The following is a 16,378-nucleotide window of genomic DNA, read 5'->3' as shown; positions in this document are numbered from 1 at the left end:
CTATGTCACGAGAGTCGTACCAGCAAGCACTGGACGAACTCCGGGAGAACGTCGTCGAGATGGGAGACCTCGTCGTTGAGCGACTCGAAGCCGCACTCACTGCGCTTCGGTCCGTCGACGAGGACCTGGCACAGTCGGTCATCGATGGCGACGACGAAATAAACGACCTGTATCTGGCACTCGAAGCCGACTGTATCGACCTCTTCGCCCTCCAGCAGCCGGTCGCGACCGACCTCCGATTTGTCGCCGCCTCGTTCAAGATAATCACTGACCTCGAACGCGTCGCGGACCTCGCCACGAACCTCGCGGCCTACGCGCAGTCCGCCGACCGCCGTCTCGCCCCGGAAGTCGACGTCGACACAATCGGCCGCGAGGCAACCGAGATGGTCGAGCGCAGTATCGACGCGTACAGACGCGAAGACATTGACGAATGTCGTTCCATCGCGGCTGACGACGACGCCCTCGATGCGCTCTGTCAGCGGGCCAGTGAGACCGTCGCACGGGACCTCATCGAACGGGAGGCGGACAGTGACGACGGCTGGGCGGTCGAACAACTCCTTGACGACGTCTCTCGGCTCTTGTTGACCGTGCGGGACCTCGAACGCGTGGGCGACCACGCTGTCAACATCGCCGCACGCACGCTGTATATGGTCGAAACCGACTCGGAACTCATCTACTAAGCATGGAAACACGAAAGATACAGACCGTCGGTGGCGGCACGTACACCGTTTCACTGCCGAAAGAGTGGGCCGAATCGGAGAACTGCACGGCCGGGACGACGGTGAACCTCCACACACACATCGACGGCCTGCTGGTGATTCAGACCCCCGAGTCCCAGACGACGGCGCGGAACCGCGTCGAACTCGAAGCCGGGACCGACGACCCGGCCGAGATAGAACAGTTACTCCGGGCAGCCTACGCCGCCGGCGTCGAATCAGTCGTCCTCGAAGTCCCTGATGGCTACACCGACGAACAACTCCGGGCTATCGAACGCGTCACTCGGAACCTGACCGGCGTGACCGTCGCCGAGGAAACCGAGACACAAGTCACGGTCCAGACGTTGCTCGACGCCGGCGAGGTGTCGGTCAGGCAGTCGGTCCGCCAGCTCCAGTTCGTCGCCCTGTCGATGCACCGGGATGCGATGGCCGCGCTCACGACCGGGACGACCAGCGACCGATGGGCCGACCGAGACGAGCAGGCCGACCGGCTGCACGCCATGATCGACCGCTACTTCGAGCGGGGACTGGCACGGCTCGACGAGATCGACGCGCTCGGGCTGACCCGCCCCGAACTGTTCAGCCTCTGGGCGACCGCCAACGAACTCGAACGCGTGGCCGACCACGCCGAGCGAATCGGGACCGTCGCCGACCAGCTCGACGGCCAGCCAGGGCGGACCATCGTCACAGCCCTCGAAGGTATCGCTCAGGAGGTCCGAACCGTCGTCGAAGACGCTGTCCGCGTCATCATCGGTGACGCCTGCGTCGCTACCGCTCGACAGACGCTGGCCACGCGCCGGGCCGTCCGCCAGCGGATAACCGACCTCGACCGACAGCTGTTCGAATCCGGCGACGCCGACTACCGGCTCACGCGCGCCCTCGATAGTCTCTCCAGAACGGCTGAACACGGCGGCAACATCGCCGAGTTCGGCCTCCGAATGGCCGTCCGCGACGGGGCGCTCACGGCTGACAACGCCGGCACTGACGAGGCAAACGCACCGAGTTCGACAGCCGAAACGGAGTCCTGACGAACACACAGCACACAAGACCCGTCGGTCCGGAGACCCGCTATGGTCGACTGGGACGTGTACCTCGTCACGCAGGCGTCGCTCTCGGCGGGCCGGACAACCGCCGACATCGTCGCGGACGCGATTGACGGCGGCGTCGGCGTCGTCCAGCTCCGCGAGAAGGACCGAACCGCGCGCGAACGCTACGAACTCGGTCGGGAACTGCGAGCGCTGACCCGCGAGGCCGGCGTCACGTTCGTCGTTAACGACCGCGTGGACATCGCACAGGCCCTCGACGCCGACGGGGTCCACCTCGGCGACGACGACCTTCCGGTTCCCGTTGCACGGGAACTTCTGGGTGAGGACGCGCTCATCGGCCGCTCCGTTTCGACTGTCGCAGACGCCGAAGCGGCCGCGGCCGCCGGCGCGGACTACCTCGGCGTCGGCGCGGTGTTTGCCACCGGATCGAAAGACGACATCGACGACGACGAGTACGCCATCGGCACCGACCGCGTCGCCGCCATCGCCGACGCAGTGGACATTCCCTTCGTCGGTATCGGCGGAATCACGACCGAGAACGCCACCGAGGTCGTCGAAGCCGGGGCCGATGGTGTGGCTGTTATCACCGAAATTACGCAGGCCGACGACCCGGCGGCGGCCGCTGAAGCGCTGAAACACGCGGTCGAACGCGGTCAGTAGCACCGGCGTCCGTCGGCGACTGTGCGCACACTCCTGAAGTGGCCCAGCGAAAGGGGAGGATACACTCCCGACACAGTACAGCGGTCAGCCAACGATGAACTCGGGTGCAACGATGGACGCAACGACGAGACTGAGGAACACGAGAATCGCGACGGAGCGGAGGATACCGGCCGCTTGGTGTCGGCTCTTCGGAAGCGCTTCCGCAGTGCCGGCTAATCCGGTCCCGATTACCATGGCGAGCAACCAAGCAGCCGGGGTTCCTTCGACGACCCAGCCGTAGAGATACAGGCCGGCGAAGATGAGTGCACCGGCAGCGTGGACGAGTGTAATGGGGCGTCCGGACGGCTCAGTAAAGATTCTCTCGCTGATACTGGAGGGCATCGCCGACGTATTCTCCTCGAGAAATAATAAACAGCACTGGTACTTGCCCAATAGCGCCGACCCAGTCCCGACAGCGAACGGCTCTGGTGGGTCCGATGCCCTGCGGTTACGCCGACTGCTGCAGTTTCTCGCGCAACTCTCCCTCGACGACGTGGTACTTGAACGCCGGCGACCCGTCGACGAAGACGTATGGAACGCGCTCGCCGTACTCGTCGCGGAGGTCGGGGTCCTCGTCGACGTCGATGAGGTCCAGTTCGATGGCGACCCCCTCGTCGTCGGCGACCCGCTCGATTGTCTCGATGGCTTCTTCACAGAGATGACAGTCCTCCCGCGTGTAGACGGTGACCGGCACGTCGCTCATTACTGGAAACACGGGGGGCCACGGCATAAGACTCTCACTCTCCCACCGGCGATGGGTTTCAGTGTCTCGCGCCCGTATCTGCGTCAATGACAGGCTGGACTATCGAAGATATGCCCCCGCTGAGGGACCGAACTGTGGTCGTGACTGGTGCGAACAGCGGACTGGGACTCGAAGGCTCGAAGGCGTTCGCTCGCAGGGGTGCAACGGTGGTGATGGCCTGCCGGAGCGTCGAACGCGGTGAATCGGCCGCCACGGAAATTCGCGAAGCCGTTCCGAACGCGACGCTCGACGTCCGGGAGTGTGACCTGGCCGACCTGTCGAACGTCGCGGCGTTCGCCGACGGCCTCCGGGACGACTACGACGCCGTCGACATTCTCTGTAACAACGCCGGTGTCATGGCGATTCCCCGGAGCGAGACGGCCGATGGCTTCGAGACGCAGTTCGGCGTCAACCACCTGGGCCATTTCGCCCTGACCGGACACCTGCTCGACCTGCTCCGGGCCGCCGACGGCGAATCCCGGATTGTCACGCAGTCGAGTGGCGCCCACGAGATGGGCGAAATCGACTTCGACGACCTCCAGCGCGAGCGCTCCTACGGGAAGTGGTCAGCCTACGGCCAGAGCAAGCTCGCAAACCTCCTCTTCGCCTACGAACTCCAGCGTCGTCTGGGCAACCACGGCTGGGACGACGTGATAAGCGTCGCCTGCCACCCCGGCTACGCCGACACCGACCTCCAGTTCCGCGGGCCGCGGGAGATGGGGTCGACGCTGCGAACCGCGGCCATGGGCGTCGCCAACGCCGTTTTCGCGCAATCTGCCGAACAGGGCGTGCTCCCGATGCTGTACGCCGCCACCGCCGACGACGTCATCGGCGGCGAGTACGTCGGTCCCGGCGGGCTGTTCGATATGCGCGGCGCGCCAGAATTCCAGCAGTCGAACGAGACCTCGCGTGACGAGGAGACCGCCGAGCGGCTCTGGGCGGTCTCGACCGACCTCACTGGCGTCAAGTACGACTTCGAACGCCCCTGAGAACGGCCGACAGTGCTGCCGCGGCGTGAGTGGAGACTACAATCCCCACTTTTTCACCGCCGGAACGTGAACCCCGCCGGCACATGCAACCAGTCGAAGTCGCGGTCAGGCTGCTTGCAGGAATCGCCCTGATTCTCGCCAACGGCTTTTTCGTCGCCATCGAGTTCGCACTGACGCGGGCCAGACAGTACGACGAGTCCGAGTTCGACGAACCCGGCCTCCGGCGTGCCTGGGAGATGACCGACGACCTGGAGATCTATCTGACGAGCTGTCAGGTCGGCATTACCGCCTCCAGTATCGCCGTCGGTATCATCGCCGAACCGGCGCTCGCGGCCATCTTCGAGCCGTACTTCGAGACATCGGCACTGGCCGGGGTCGGCATCGGCGGCGCTATCGCGTTCCTCCTCATCAACCTCGTCCACCTGACCCACGGCGAGCAGACGCCGACGTATCTCGGCGTCGAGCGCGCGAAGTTCGTCTGCCGGTACGGTGCGACCCCGCTGTACTACTTCGCCAAGCTAATCTCGCCGATTATTTCGGTCGGTGACGGGGTCGCCAAGTGGACGCTGGGACTGTTCGGCGTCGAGATGTCCGGCGCGTGGCTCGAAGCCGAGGTCGAGAGCATCGAGTCCCGCGCCGAACTACGCAACGAACTCGGCTCCGTCCTCGACCGCGGCGACGTACCCGACGAGCGGCGCGAGGAGGTTCTCTCCGCGTTCCGCGTCGGCGACCGCGAAGTCAGCGAGGTGATGGTTCCGCGGGGGGATATCGTTGCGCTGTCGCCCACCGACGACGACGCGACCAACGCCGAGCGGATCGCCGAGACGCCCCACACCCGCTACCCGCTCGTCGGCGAGACGCTCGAAGACTTCCTCGGCATCGTCTACATCCCCGCGCTCGTCGACGAGCGCGAGGAGCAGGACGGGTCGGGCGGTCTGCTGGACGGCATCGACCTCGAAGCCGTCGCCTCACCGCCGATGACGATGTCGCCGGAAACAACCGTCAGCGACGCTATCGACCAGTTCCAGGCCGAGCGTCAGGAACTCGCATTCGTCCTTGAGGACGGCGAAGTCATCGGGCTGGTGACGGTCACGGACCTGCTCGAAGAGGTCGTCGGCGACATTCAGGACCCGATGGACGCGGAGGCCGGCGTCGCCTGACGCTGAAAGCATTTACCGGTCGCCCAGAAATCGGCGACTGTGCCCTCCCGCAGGACCGTTCTTGGAACCATCGCCTGTACGCTCGTGACCGGCTGTTCCGGACTCGGCGACGACTCCTCGACGGAAGAAGCCACGGCGACAGCGACGCCAACCCCGGTAGTGTTGTCACCGATCGACGCCGCAGCAGTGCCCGAAACGGCGACTGTCGGTGTCTTTTCCGAGACGACCGATGCACTCAAAACAGCCATCCGTGACCCCTCGGCAGACGTGACAGCCCACGAGTGGGCGCATGTGTTTCACGAGTTCGGCTGTTTCGCGTTCGACGGCGAGACGTACGCAGTCGCGGAGCGAACGACCGGATTCGGCGGCTACATCAACAAATACAGCGTGAGCGAAGTCGACGACCCCGGAAACGAGTCGACGGTACGGGTCGACGACCTCCCCGACAGCGACCGACGCGCTGTCATCGACGCGATAGACTCGGGCGAGCATCGCTACGACTCCGACGTGGGCGGCTTCGACCCGAACAGCTCGGTGTACGTCCACAACGGCTCGTACTACGTGTTCTCGCTTGCAGTCAACGGCGACAAGCCCGCCGAAGTCACGTATGCAGTCGAGGCGACGGATAGCGCCCGGTGTGTAACGCTCGAACCGCTGTCGCTCGCCGACGCGCAGGCTGAGGCGCTCGACACGGCCCTCCGGCCGGATGAGGCGGCGACTATCACTGGTGAGGCAGCCCGCGCGCTTATCGCATCGGACGTGCCCTTCGTCCTTCGGGACGGCACCTGCTACGAACTGTCTCCGGTCGACGACACCGAGTCCTGAGACGGCTATCGCGGCGGCGTGTAGAAGTTGACCGTCTCCAGTGGCTCGTCCCCGTCGTTTTCGAGACCGTGGCGTTCGCCGGCCTCGATGCGGACGAGGTCGCTGGCGTCGACCCGGTGGGCGTCGTCGTCGATGGTGACGACGCCGGTACCGCTGACCACGAACAGCCACTGGTCGCTGTGCTCGTGATAGTTTTCCGGGCCGCCGACGGACCGACCCGGCTCGACAGTCATCTCCGCGGCCTGTGCCTCGTCGGTCTCCATTGCGACCTCGAAGTAGCGGTCGAAATCGAGATGTGCCTGCTCCATACGTTTCGGTCCGTCTGCACCGTAGAGCCGCTTTCGGGAACAGAGGACGTCAGGGACTCAATCACCGCTTGTGAGCCGCCCGACCCGCCCGGTGAGTCGGGCCGCGAGACCCTCGAAGTGGGCGGTGCTCCAGCCCGCGACGACGAGTGCGCCGACCGTATTGAACACGAGGTCGTTCACGATGTCGCTCGTCCCGTACTGGGCGAGGACCGCCTCGCCGCCGATAATCGACGCGATGCCGCCGCTGGCAAATTCCAGGATCTCCCAGCCGACGCCCACCGCGAGGACGAACAGAACGACGAAGGTCGCGCGGAACTTCCTGTTGAAAGCAACCGCACCGGAGTGGCGTTCGACTGCTCGTGCGATCGCGTATCCCACGCCGGCCACGAGCGACGCCGAGACGGCGTGGGCCAGACTGTCGTACCAGCCAAACGCTTCGTACAGTTCGAACGCGCCGGCCGCGTGCAGCGTCGACGCCACCGTGATCCACAGCACAAGACCAGTGTTCATCCCGTAGCCGTACTCCCGGCGGAACAGCGCTGGCAGGAACGTTATCGCCAGCGGGCCGCCGCTGTTGACGAACAGCGTCACATTGCCCTGCGCAAGTGCGAATGCAGATAGTACACCGAGGACAGCCTGTAGCGCACGGGCAGCGATGCGATGGTGCGTGCCGTTTCCAGGAAGGGACGCGTCCGGCTGGTCAAACTCCGAGGCGTCAGCTCCTGAGACGCGCAGTCGGGCGATGCGGGTCGAGCGCTCGAAGTACAGTTCAAACACGACCCCAGCGACGAGACCGGCGGCTGCCGCAGTGACGAGGTCCCACATCAGCTCTGTCTGTCCATCGAGAAACGCGGTCCCCAGTAGCGTGTCGGCCGCATAGATACCGACCGCCCAGACGCCCGCGACGCCATCGTCACAATGACGACGAACACCGTCGCGAACCGTGGCGTCATCGTCAGTGAGGTGCACGCATCAAGGACGACGGCCAGCAACAGTGCGACCCCGGCGATCACGAGAAACGGGGTGACCTGCGGGAAACCGCCAACCGCCCGGATGAGTACTGGAACCGCGACCAGTCCGAGCAACTCCGCGGGCACCGTCGTTTCGAGGTCCCGCGTGGCAAACGGAACCGTGACCGCAATAGCGACGAGGAGTGCCGTGAGCACTGCCCAATCGAAGTGGCCACCGGCCGCGAACCGTCCGACGCCCCCGATGAGAATTCCCGTTATCGCCCACGCGCCGAGCGCGTCGAGCCGGTGGGGACCGATAAGAGACTGTAGCGAACCCATCACTGCCGTGGATACAACACGAGTCGTAATCAAAGCACGGCGGTTCCTGCAACCCTTCTGGAATTTTTCGTCGTCGCGGCCTCTGTCACACGACTGACCGACGGCTGTCTGACGAGGATATATTTCGCTGGCGGTCAAACTCCCCGTAATCAATGGACGAAGCGTTTCTGGACCTCGAATCGGTTGCGGTCGAACTGGATGAGGAGTTGCTCGACGCGATTGATGACAAGGCGTTCGCCGACCATCGCGACAACCGGGACGCTGCGGTCCGCGACCTGCTTGACGAGTGGTTGAAGCAGCGTGCCACCGGAGACGCAGACGAGAGTGACTGAACGTGGCCGAGGTCGCCTGCGTAACCGCCTACTGGATATCGACGGTCGCGCCTAGCTCGGGCGCTGTCGCGTCATAGCCGTCCTGCCGGAGCGTGGCTGCGAAAGCCTCACAGCGGTCGCCGTGGTTCACGAGTACCGGCGTGTCACGGTAGCTGTCGAGGTACGCAAACAACCCATCGCGGTCGGCGTGTGCCGAAAAGTCGTACTGCTCGACGCGCGCGCTGACCGGCATAATCCGACCGTCTATCTCGGCGCTGCCGGTCTCTATGAGGTCTCGGCCCGGCGTCCCCTCGACCTGATACCCGGTCATGGTGATCTTGTTCATCGGATTCCCGCGGATTTCGGGGATGTACGTCATCGCCGGGCCGCCGGAGAGCATCCCGCTGGTGGTGACGATGGCCGCCTTCTGGTCGGTAATGCGCTTTCGCTGGCCGTCCTTCCCAGTGACGAACCGGGCGTGGGATTTCGCCCGCTGGAGCGCGTCCGCGTCGCGGACGAACTCGGGGTACTGCCCGAGCATCTCGGTCACCTGTTTGCCCATCCCGTCCACGTAACAGGGTATGTCGTGCGCTTCGCAGATGAGCAGCATCTCCTGGGTTCGGCCGATGGCGAAAGCAGGCACGACGACGGTCCCGCCTTCCCAGAGCGTCGTTTCGACGCTCTCGACGAACCGCTCCTCGACCGTCTCCCTGGGTTCGTGGTCGACATCGGCGTAGGTGCTCTCACAGATAATCGCGTCCGCGTCGGGGCGTGCCGTCGTCCCCGAGACGAGGCGCTGGTCGTCGGTGTGGAAATCACCCGTGTACAGCAGTCGGGTGTCGCCATCGTCGACGAGGACGTGTGCGCTCCCCGGGATGTGGCCGGCGTTGTAGAACGTGACTTCGTAGCCGGCGGCCTCGAACGACTCGCGGTAGCCGTGGGTCTCTGACACCTGTGTGACCCGTCTGACGTTGGTCTCGGTGAACGGACAGTTGACGGTCCCGCCGTGGAGTTTGAGCGTGTCCCGTGCGAGCGTCATCGCCAGTTCGTACGTCGGCGGCGTCCAGTGAATCGGCGGCCGCGCGTCGCCCGACACCAGCGCCGGGATGGTCCCGACGTGGTCGAGGTGGCCGTGCGAGACGACGACGGCGTCCGGCGACGGCGTCCGCACCGGAAACCGTGGCGGTGAGTCGGTCAACATTCCGAAATCCAGCAGCAGCGACTCGTCGATGAGGACGGCGCTCCGGCCGATCTCACCCGCCCCGCCGAGAAACTGCACATCCATTATACCGACGGAAGCGTCGCGCCCGTTTCCGTTCGTCGGTTCTGACCGAATCGTGCCATCAACCGCCGGGAAGGCGGAATATCTATGAACCGGAACACGACGATATCCGGGTTCTTAGGGGCTATGAACTGTCAAGGGAGTCTTTCCGGTTGTGGTATTGTGTAAAGATAACACGTCGGCTGGGCAGTGTTATCACGCTAGCATAAACAATTATTATACTCGGGGCTCATTGTTCAGTTGTCATGGCGACACGCCAGCAACCCCCGACGACGTACCACACGTGCAGTTGCGGTGAGGAGTTCGACACGACGGAGGAACTCCTCGAACACGCACGAGAGGCACACGGGCTTAGCGTACACTGACTGGCGTCGCGCCGTTTTTCTCATCCACGCAGAAACACCGACAGCGACAGGTCAGGACGTCTTGTCGATGTCCTGTCGCACGCTGAACCGCGCGTAGCCGCCGTGTGAGAGGTCAAGCGCACCCAGCCACCAGTTCCACCGCTCGGCGAGTTGATAGTCCTCGGGCGCGTCCGCGAGGTTGTCGACGACATCCCCCACCGTCAGCTCCGCCCCGAAGTCGGTCACGAACTGGTCCGATTCCGAGAGGTCCCGCGCCTGTCTGGCCACGACCGTGACGATATCGGGGTCGGCGTCGAAGGCGTCGCGGAGTTCCCGTTCGAGTTCCTTTCGGTCCACATTCGGGTGTACGACCCGCATCTGACTTGAATGTACGGTTGGGCACACCGCTGTATTTCGGCGTCGGGAGATAGCCGTTCGGAACGGCCGCCACCGTCTCGGCGACGCTACCGGCTCCGAACAACGCTACAAAAATTCGAAAGTCGGTCTCCGATTTTGCGCTGTCGCTTACTCAGCCTCGCCTTGCTTCACGGCTCCCGGTGGTCGCCGTTCCGCTACGAGGCCGATTCCTTCGCTTCACTGCTCGCGGACAAGGCCCGCTCGCTCAACCGAGATTCTCCTTACGTCGAATCTCGCGTTAGTCGTCGGCCTCGCCCTTCTCCGCGGCTCCCGTCGGTCGCCGCTTCGATTCGAGGCTTCGTACGCTTCGCTTACTCGGCCTCGCCTTGCTTCACGGCTCCCGGTGGTCGCCGTTCCGCTACGAGGCCGATTCCTTCGCTACGCTCAGTCGTCGGCCTCGCCCTTCTCCGCGGCTCCCGTCGGTCGCCGCTTCGATTCGAGGCTTCGTACGCTGTCGCTTACTCAGCCTCGCCCTTCTCGATAGGCGCACCAACCAGATTGCCCCATTCGGTCCAGGAGCCGTCGTAGTTGATGGTGTCGTCGTAGCCCAGCAGTTCGTGCAGGGCGAACCAGGCGACGGAGGAGCGCTCACCGATGCGGCAGTAGGCGACCGTCGTGGAGTCGCCGTCGATGCCGTACTCGGCGTAGAGCTCTTCGAGCTCGTCGTAGTCCTTGAAGGTGCCGTCGTCGTTGGTGACGGCCGCCCAGGAGATGTTCTGGGCACCGGGTACGTGGCCGCCGCGCTGGGCGGTCTCCTGGAGTCCAGGGGGTGCGAGGATTTCGCCGGAGAACTCTTCGGGCGAGCGAACGTCGACGAGCGGCAGTTCACGCTCGATGGCGTTCTCGACGTCCTCTCGGTAGGCGCGGATGGACTCGCGCGGACCGGCGGCCTCGTAGTCGACTTCGGAGAACTCGGGCACTTCGTCGGTGAGTTCGTAGTCGTTCTCGACCCAGTACTCGCGACCGCCGTCGAGGAGCTTCACGTCGTCGTGACCGTAGTACTTGAACTGCCAGTATGTGTAGGCGGCGAACCAGTTGGAGTTGTCACCGTAGAGCACAACCGTCGAGTCCTCGCTGATGCCGTGGGCACCGAGCAGGTCCTCGAAGTCGTCCTTGTCGAGGATGTCCCGCGTGGTCTGGTCCTGGAGGTCCGTCTCCCAGTTGAAGCCGATTGCGCCGGGTGCGTGGCTCTCGTCGTACAGTTCCGTGTCGACGTCCACCTCTACCAGTCGGTGGGCGGGGTCGTCGCTCTGGAACTCGTCCAGATGCTCGCTGACCCAGTCGGCCGAGACGAGCACGTCGTTAGCGTAGTCAGTCATAGTGCGTCGAAGCGTAAGTCTACCAGACATATATTACCACGACTTTCGGCATGTTCGGCCACTCATCCACCCTGGCGGCATATATTACCCCTATTTGGAGGTGCCGAAAGACGGCGTTCCAGCGGTGGAGGGAATAAGGGCCATGGAGTACCATGTCCGGGACAGCTCGCTCTGTTCTCCCGTGAGAACGAGCAATATTTGCAACCACCTTCGACCGACTGCGATGGGAGTTTTCAAGCGGACAGAGCGGTAACGCCACGACAATGACTGATTTCGTCTCTGCGGAGTGGGTGGCGAGCCAGGGCGAGGGTATCCGAATCGTCGACGTGCGCGACGCCTGGGAGTACGACGGCCTCGGCCACCTCCCGAATGCGGTGAGCGTGCCCTTCGATTCGTTCCGGGCAGACGAACACGGCGCGGAGTCCGACGCCGACGCTGGCGAAGGGATGCTCCCCGACGAGGACGACTGGGCACAGTTGCTCTCGGAGGCCGGCGTCTCCCCGGAGAGCGACATCGTCGCGTACGACGACCACCACGGCGTCTTCGCCGCGCGGTTTCTGGTCACCGCAGAACTGTTCGGCCACGACCCCGCCCGGCTCCATCTCCTCGACGGCGACTTCTCCAGTTGGCAACTCGAACGGGAAACGTCGAGCGAGACGCCGGCTGTCGAGCCGACCGACTACGAGCTGACTCGTCCCGACGCGACGCCGCTGGTCGGTCCGGACGCGGTCGCTGACGCCGCGGACGACCCTGACGCGGTGCTGGTCGACACACGCGAGGACGGGGAGTACGACGAGGGCCACATCCCGGGTGCGGTCCTGCTGGACTGGCGGGCCCTCGTCGACGACGAGACGCGGGGACTGCTTCCGCAAGACGAAGCGCGATCTGTTCTCGAACGTGCAGGTATCGTCCCCGAGAAACGTATCGTCCTCTACTGTAACACCGCTCGGCGAATCAGCCACACGTACGTCGTTCTCCGGCATCTCGGCTTCGAGCAGGTGGATTTCTACGAAGGGAGCCTGACCGAATGGGAGGCACAGGGGCGGCCGCTGGAGACGAACTAACTGTTATACCGACTGCTGGCTCAGCTCAGTTGCTGCTGGTCTCCCTGCCGCTCGTTCGTCAACAGCGACGACAGTTCGACCAACAGCGCGATGACGACTGGCCCGGCGATAAAGCCGATGACGCCCAGCGTCAGCACGCCGCCGGTGAACCCGACGAAGTAGAGGCTGGCCGGGAGGCCGGTCGTGTAGCGGGCGAGTTTCGGCCTGATGACTGCGTCGGGGAGGAAGCCGACGAAGACGAGGCCGAACACGGTCACCAGTATCGCGCCGGTGATGTTTCCGTTGATGAGGTCCGCGACAGCGATGGTAAGGACGACGACGCTGGGGCCGATGACGGGGACGAACTGCAGGATGCCGGCGACCACCGCCAGCGCGAACGCGCCCTGATAGCCCAGCAGCCAGAACACGACCCACGCCACGACGAAGGTCCCGAACGCCGTCGCCGCCTGGAGAACGTAAATCGCGTACAGCGTCCCCCGGAGTCGCTGATGGAGTCGGTTGACGACCTCGTGATACGACGCCGGCACCGTCCGATAGGCGGCCTTTTTGGGCGCCTGTGGCCGCCACAGCATCGCGTAGACGAGAATCGTAAACAGGACGGCTTTCAGCGCCAGGACGGGCGATTCTGCCGCGAGGTCGACTGCGAAATCCGTGAGTATCCGTCGCGCTGATAGCAACGTCGGCGCGATCTCGACCGGGTAGCTAAACCCGCCGACATCGATGGTCACCATCGGTGGGAGTTGCTGGAAGAACGAAAACAGGTCACGACGGCGGAGATACAGCACGGCCCCGAGCGGGACGACGATGAGTGTGCCGCTGACGAAGGCGATACCAGTCGTCACGGCCGCCGACAGTCGCTTGTTGAGCCCGTGGCGCCCGAGCCACTTCGAGACGGGGAACAGGACGTATGCGACTGTGATTGCGAAGAATATCGTCGATAGCACTCGCGCGAGAAGGACTGTCGTCAGACAGCCGGTGAGAACGAGCAGGCCCGCGAGGACGTAGGTTCGTCGGCGTGTTACCACGCCCGACCTTTTCTATCGGTCGGTAAAAACGTTATCTGCACACGCCAGGCGAGTAACAGGTCCGTTAGGACCGGGAGAACAGCGCCGCCAACTGCTCCCGTGAGAACAGCGTCGTCGGCCGGTCCATGTGGACGCCGATCTCGCCCTCGAAGGCCTTCATCCCGGCTTTCTGTATCGGCTCCGGCGCGGAGTAGCCGGCCCGAACCGCGTGGCCCAGGCGGATCTCCTGCCGGAGGTCGTCGCGCCACGCACGCTCGTACTCGCCCAGCGTCGCCGGGTCCTCCGGGTCGATTTCCCGGGCCGCGTGGTCGGCCGCGGTCATGCCGTAGCGGATACCGCCGCCGGTGAAGGGTTTGGTCTGGGCGGCGGCGTCGCCGACGAGGAACGACCGCCGGCCGGTGACCCGCTTCGGCGGGCCGATGGGGATAAGTCCGGAACAGCGGTGGTCGGTTTCGACGCCGTAGCCGTCGACGAATGCCTCGAAGCGGCCGCGAGCGTCGTCGCCCGGCGGCACAGCCAGCCCGTACTCGACGCCGGCCTCGCCCCGCGGGATGCGCCAGGCGAAAAAGCGCGGGACTGTGAGGTGAACGTCGACGAAGTCGGTGTGGTCCACCTCGTCGCTGAACCCGAGCACGCCGTGCAGCAGTTCGTCGGGCTCCGGCAGGTCCAGTTCCCGCCGGACGCGGCTCTTCGGGCCGTCACAGCCGGCAACCATTTTCGCTCGGTGCGCCTCGACGCCGTCGTCGCCGCGGACCTCCACGGTGACGCCGTCCCTGTCCTCGGTGACCCCGACGACGGAGTGTGCTTCTCGAACGTCCGCACCGGCGTCGCGGGCCAACCCTGCGAGGTGCTTGTCCAGGCCGACGCGGTCGATGACGTTCGAGATGACCTCATCCTTGTAGAATGGGTGGTCTTGGCTCCCGGGGCCGCCGGTGTGGAACCGCGCGCCGGAGATCTCGTTTTGGAACAGTTCGTCGCGGGCGTCCTCGGTGAACTCCCAGATATCTGTACTCACATGGCCCGAGCAGGCCAGCGGCTTGCCGATCTCCCCCTGTTCGAACACCACCACGTCGAGCCCCCGGCTCGCCGCCTGACGCGCGTACCGGGACCCAGCCGGACCCGCGCCGACCACCACAACATCGTGCATACACGTTCTCTCGGTGTCACGAACCAAATAGCTTCTCGATTCAGACGGACTGTTGTACCCGTTTTCCGGACGACCGCTGGGTCAGCTATCCGTCCCAGGGACTCGCGAATGAGCCTGTTTCTCGGCCAACCGCCGAAACGGCCGTCGCGTCACCAGCCGAAGCAGGGCGTATTTGTCGGTGTAGCCCCTGTCACCGCCTATGGCAGAATATCAGCCTGGGGTGTGTAACATCGGAGCGAACCAGCGCCGCGCCCGCCGGCTGTCGGCCATTGCGTCGTTTGCGGTCGCCATCGGTATCGCCCTCGCCGCCACCCTCGGCGCGATACCCGACCTGTCGCTGTGGGCGACCGTCCCCTTCGTCTTCGGCGGGTACGTCGGCGCGCTGCAGGATTACTTCCGGTTCTGCGTCGCCTTCGGGGCACTCGCCCGCTACGACCTCTCCGGGTCGGGCGGGGAAAGCGGGCGCGTCGACGCAAGCGAGGCTGTTCGCGCCGACCGGCGAAAAGCGGCGAAGATTCTCCTGCTCGCGACCGTTGCGACGGCCGTGACGAGTGGTTTCGGTGCCGTTTTGCTCCGACTGGCGTAGCTGCGGACGGACTCTGATGCCGGCCACTTGCTCGGCCGCCCCTCACACGACGGCCAGTCCGCTCGGGACCTGGTCGTACTCGACCGGCCAGCCCACGCCGTCGGGACCCTCCCGAGTCCACGTCTCCCCGCGCTTTGACTGGAACAGGCCGTGGTTCGTCAGCGCGAGGAAGCCGTCGTCCGGGTCGGCGGTGAGAATCGGCCGGGCCAGTCCCGCCGGCCCCGGTAGACCGTCCATCGACTGTCTCCACCGGTCGCCGTCCCACCGGTAGACGTAGCTCTCGCCGCTGGTGCTGTGGGCCGACCGGGGGCCGCTGGCGGCCGAGACGACGATGCAGTCCGGATCGTCAGGATGGACGGCTAGCCCCCACACGTACCGATGTTCTAATCCTTCCTGCGGGTGGGTCCATGTCTCGCCGCGGTCGGTCGACAGCGCGTAGCCGTCGCCGGCGGCGGTGTACACCCGGTCCGGGGCATCGGGATGAGTCGCCAGCGTGTGGTTGTCCCGCCGCGCGCCCTCGGGGTGGTCGACCCACCTCCCACCGCCGTCGGGACTGCGGACGAACGCGCCGGCCTCGATGGCGGCGTACACCTGTTCCGGGTCGTCCGGTGCGAGGGCGATCCACCGGACATGGTGGGTGTCGGGCCGCGGCGGGAACGACCACCGCGAAGCCGAGTCCAGTTCCGTCAGCCCGGGTTTCTCAGTCCACGTCTCTCCACCGTCGGTCGACTGATAGACCGCGCTCGGCTCCGTTCCGGCCCACACCACGTCGGCATCGTGTGGGCTGACTGTGACGCTCGTCACGCGGTCCCCGGCGTCAAGGGCCGACTCCCACGTCGCTCCGCCATCGGTCGTCCGCTGGAGACCAGCGTCTACGGTGCCCACGAAGGCACGGTCCGGTTCCGCCGCTCCTGCAGCGACGCACTCGATGTCGTGACCGATGAGGCCGTCGTCCCAGCCGCTGTGGCCGTCGCCGACGAGGACGCGGTCACCGAGCGCAGCGTAGGCGGTGTGCATGGCCGACTGTACGACGCCCGAGCCAAGAACACTGGCGGTGTCAGCGACTGACCGACCGCGTCAACGCGAAGACGTACAGCGCGGCGAAGCAG

At 65.1% G+C, this 16,378-nt stretch carries 20 protein-coding genes; 9 read left to right on the top strand and 11 right to left on the bottom strand.

The annotated features are described in order from the left end of the window. The first annotated feature begins 2 nt into the window (after nt 1–2). The 3 genes from phoU to thiE are packed head-to-tail and all read left to right on the top strand — an operon-like array spanning nt 3 to nt 2,422. Complete coding sequence (phoU, locus tag GJ630_RS03785) at nt 3–680, top strand: phosphate signaling complex protein PhoU (RefSeq protein WP_050037074.1); 678 nt, start codon at nt 3–5, stop codon at nt 678–680. A gap of 2 nt (nt 681–682) precedes the next feature. After that, nucleotides 683–1,744 (top strand): phosphate uptake regulator PhoU, encoded by a 1,062-nt coding sequence (locus GJ630_RS03780; protein ID WP_064288719.1) that lies wholly within the window; start codon nt 683–685, stop codon nt 1,742–1,744. Nucleotides 1,745–1,786: 42 nt separating this feature from the next. After that, nucleotides 1,787–2,422: a thiamine phosphate synthase gene (gene thiE, locus GJ630_RS03775; protein WP_014041296.1), complete on the top strand. Its 636-nt coding sequence runs from the start codon at nt 1,787–1,789 to the stop codon at nt 2,420–2,422. Nucleotides 2,423–2,506: 84 nt separating this feature from the next. Here thiE and GJ630_RS03770 read toward each other — a convergent pair whose 3' ends face one another. Continuing rightward, a complete protein-coding gene (locus GJ630_RS03770; protein ID WP_044952033.1) occupies nt 2,507–2,803 on the bottom strand; it encodes a hypothetical protein in 297 nt (98 codons plus the stop codon). 106 nt (nt 2,804–2,909) lie between these two features. Next, a complete protein-coding gene (locus GJ630_RS03765) occupies nt 2,910–3,164 on the bottom strand; it encodes a glutaredoxin family protein (protein ID WP_050007255.1) in 255 nt (84 codons plus the stop codon). A gap of 86 nt (nt 3,165–3,250) precedes the next feature. Between GJ630_RS03765 and GJ630_RS03760 the strand changes: the two genes are divergently transcribed. From GJ630_RS03760 to GJ630_RS03750, 3 genes are all read left to right on the top strand, one after another. Next, nucleotides 3,251–4,192: an oxidoreductase gene (locus GJ630_RS03760; RefSeq protein ID WP_191449411.1), complete on the top strand. Its 942-nt coding sequence runs from the start codon at nt 3,251–3,253 to the stop codon at nt 4,190–4,192. Between the two features lie 83 nt (nt 4,193–4,275). Continuing rightward, nucleotides 4,276–5,352: a hemolysin family protein gene (locus tag GJ630_RS03755; RefSeq protein WP_014041292.1), complete on the top strand. Its 1,077-nt coding sequence runs from the start codon at nt 4,276–4,278 to the stop codon at nt 5,350–5,352. Between the two features lie 39 nt (nt 5,353–5,391). Next, nucleotides 5,392–6,177, top strand: coding sequence for a hypothetical protein (locus GJ630_RS03750; RefSeq protein ID WP_252718713.1), 786 nt, complete (start codon nt 5,392–5,394; stop codon nt 6,175–6,177). 5 nt (nt 6,178–6,182) lie between these two features. On the opposite strand, the gene GJ630_RS03745 is transcribed toward GJ630_RS03750, so the two are convergent. From GJ630_RS03745 to GJ630_RS19875, 3 genes are read right to left on the bottom strand one after another with little or no spacing between them, the layout of a single operon-like run. Then, nucleotides 6,183–6,485: a cupin domain-containing protein gene (locus GJ630_RS03745; RefSeq protein ID WP_014041290.1), complete on the bottom strand. Its 303-nt coding sequence runs from the start codon at nt 6,483–6,485 to the stop codon at nt 6,183–6,185. Nucleotides 6,486–6,542: 57 nt separating this feature from the next. Continuing rightward, nucleotides 6,543–7,310 carry a hypothetical protein gene (locus tag GJ630_RS19880; protein ID WP_252718712.1) on the bottom strand — a complete coding sequence of 256 codons (768 nt, stop codon included), beginning with the start codon at nt 7,308–7,310 and terminating at the stop codon, nt 6,543–6,545. Next, entirely contained in the window at nt 7,310–7,774 is a 465-nt protein-coding gene (locus GJ630_RS19875) for a hypothetical protein (protein ID WP_252718711.1), read from the bottom strand. The genes GJ630_RS19880 and GJ630_RS19875 overlap by 1 nt, the downstream gene beginning before the upstream one ends. Nucleotides 7,775–7,926: 152 nt before the next feature. Between GJ630_RS19875 and GJ630_RS03735 the strand changes: the two genes are divergently transcribed. Further along, nucleotides 7,927–8,106 carry a ribbon-helix-helix protein, CopG family gene (locus GJ630_RS03735; protein ID WP_191449410.1) on the top strand — a complete coding sequence of 60 codons (180 nt, stop codon included), beginning with the start codon at nt 7,927–7,929 and terminating at the stop codon, nt 8,104–8,106. 28 nt (nt 8,107–8,134) lie between these two features. Here GJ630_RS03735 and GJ630_RS03730 read toward each other — a convergent pair whose 3' ends face one another. The 3 genes from GJ630_RS03730 to GJ630_RS03720 all read right to left on the bottom strand — a co-directional run bounded on the left by GJ630_RS03730 (nt 8,135) and on the right by GJ630_RS03720 (nt 11,447). Continuing rightward, nucleotides 8,135–9,370, bottom strand: a complete 1,236-nt coding sequence (locus GJ630_RS03730; protein WP_191449409.1) for an MBL fold metallo-hydrolase — start codon at nt 9,368–9,370, stop codon at nt 8,135–8,137. Nucleotides 9,371–9,783: 413 nt separating this feature from the next. Beyond that, the gene (locus GJ630_RS03725) at nt 9,784–10,089 is read right to left on the bottom strand and encodes a hypothetical protein (RefSeq protein ID WP_008307932.1); all 306 of its coding nucleotides are present in this window, start codon (nt 10,087–10,089) and stop codon (nt 9,784–9,786) included. 497 nt (nt 10,090–10,586) lie between these two features. After that, the gene (locus tag GJ630_RS03720) at nt 10,587–11,447 is read right to left on the bottom strand and encodes a sulfurtransferase (protein WP_014041285.1); all 861 of its coding nucleotides are present in this window, start codon (nt 11,445–11,447) and stop codon (nt 10,587–10,589) included. Nucleotides 11,448–11,710: 263 nt separating this feature from the next. Here GJ630_RS03720 and GJ630_RS03715 point away from each other — a divergent pair, with 263 nt between their 5' ends. Further along, complete coding sequence (locus GJ630_RS03715; protein WP_129755598.1) at nt 11,711–12,511, top strand: sulfurtransferase; 801 nt, start codon at nt 11,711–11,713, stop codon at nt 12,509–12,511. 20 nt (nt 12,512–12,531) lie between these two features. On the opposite strand, the gene GJ630_RS03710 is transcribed toward GJ630_RS03715, so the two are convergent. After that, on the bottom strand, nt 12,532–13,536 hold the full coding sequence (locus GJ630_RS03710; RefSeq protein WP_014041283.1) for an AI-2E family transporter: 1,005 nt from the start codon (nt 13,534–13,536) through the stop codon (nt 12,532–12,534). A 64-nt stretch (nt 13,537–13,600) separates the two neighbouring features. Further along, the gene (locus GJ630_RS03705; protein ID WP_151103804.1) at nt 13,601–14,683 is read right to left on the bottom strand and encodes a geranylgeranyl reductase family protein; all 1,083 of its coding nucleotides are present in this window, start codon (nt 14,681–14,683) and stop codon (nt 13,601–13,603) included. 199 nt (nt 14,684–14,882) lie between these two features. Between GJ630_RS03705 and GJ630_RS03700 the strand changes: the two genes are divergently transcribed. Continuing rightward, nucleotides 14,883–15,269, top strand: a complete 387-nt coding sequence (locus GJ630_RS03700; RefSeq protein WP_064288728.1) for a hypothetical protein — start codon at nt 14,883–14,885, stop codon at nt 15,267–15,269. Nucleotides 15,270–15,311: 42 nt separating this feature from the next. On the opposite strand, the gene GJ630_RS03695 is transcribed toward GJ630_RS03700, so the two are convergent. Then, on the bottom strand, nt 15,312–16,286 hold the full coding sequence (locus GJ630_RS03695; protein WP_191449408.1) for a hypothetical protein: 975 nt from the start codon (nt 16,284–16,286) through the stop codon (nt 15,312–15,314). Nucleotides 16,287–16,378 lie beyond the last annotated feature (92 nt).

It is taken from the genome of Haloarcula sp. CBA1122, from assembly GCF_009741785.1.
Classification (GTDB): domain Archaea; phylum Halobacteriota; class Halobacteria; order Halobacteriales; family Haloarculaceae; genus Haloarcula; species Haloarcula hispanica.
Note: the sequence above shows the minus strand (reverse complement) of the source record. Positions and strands in the feature narration are given on the sequence as shown.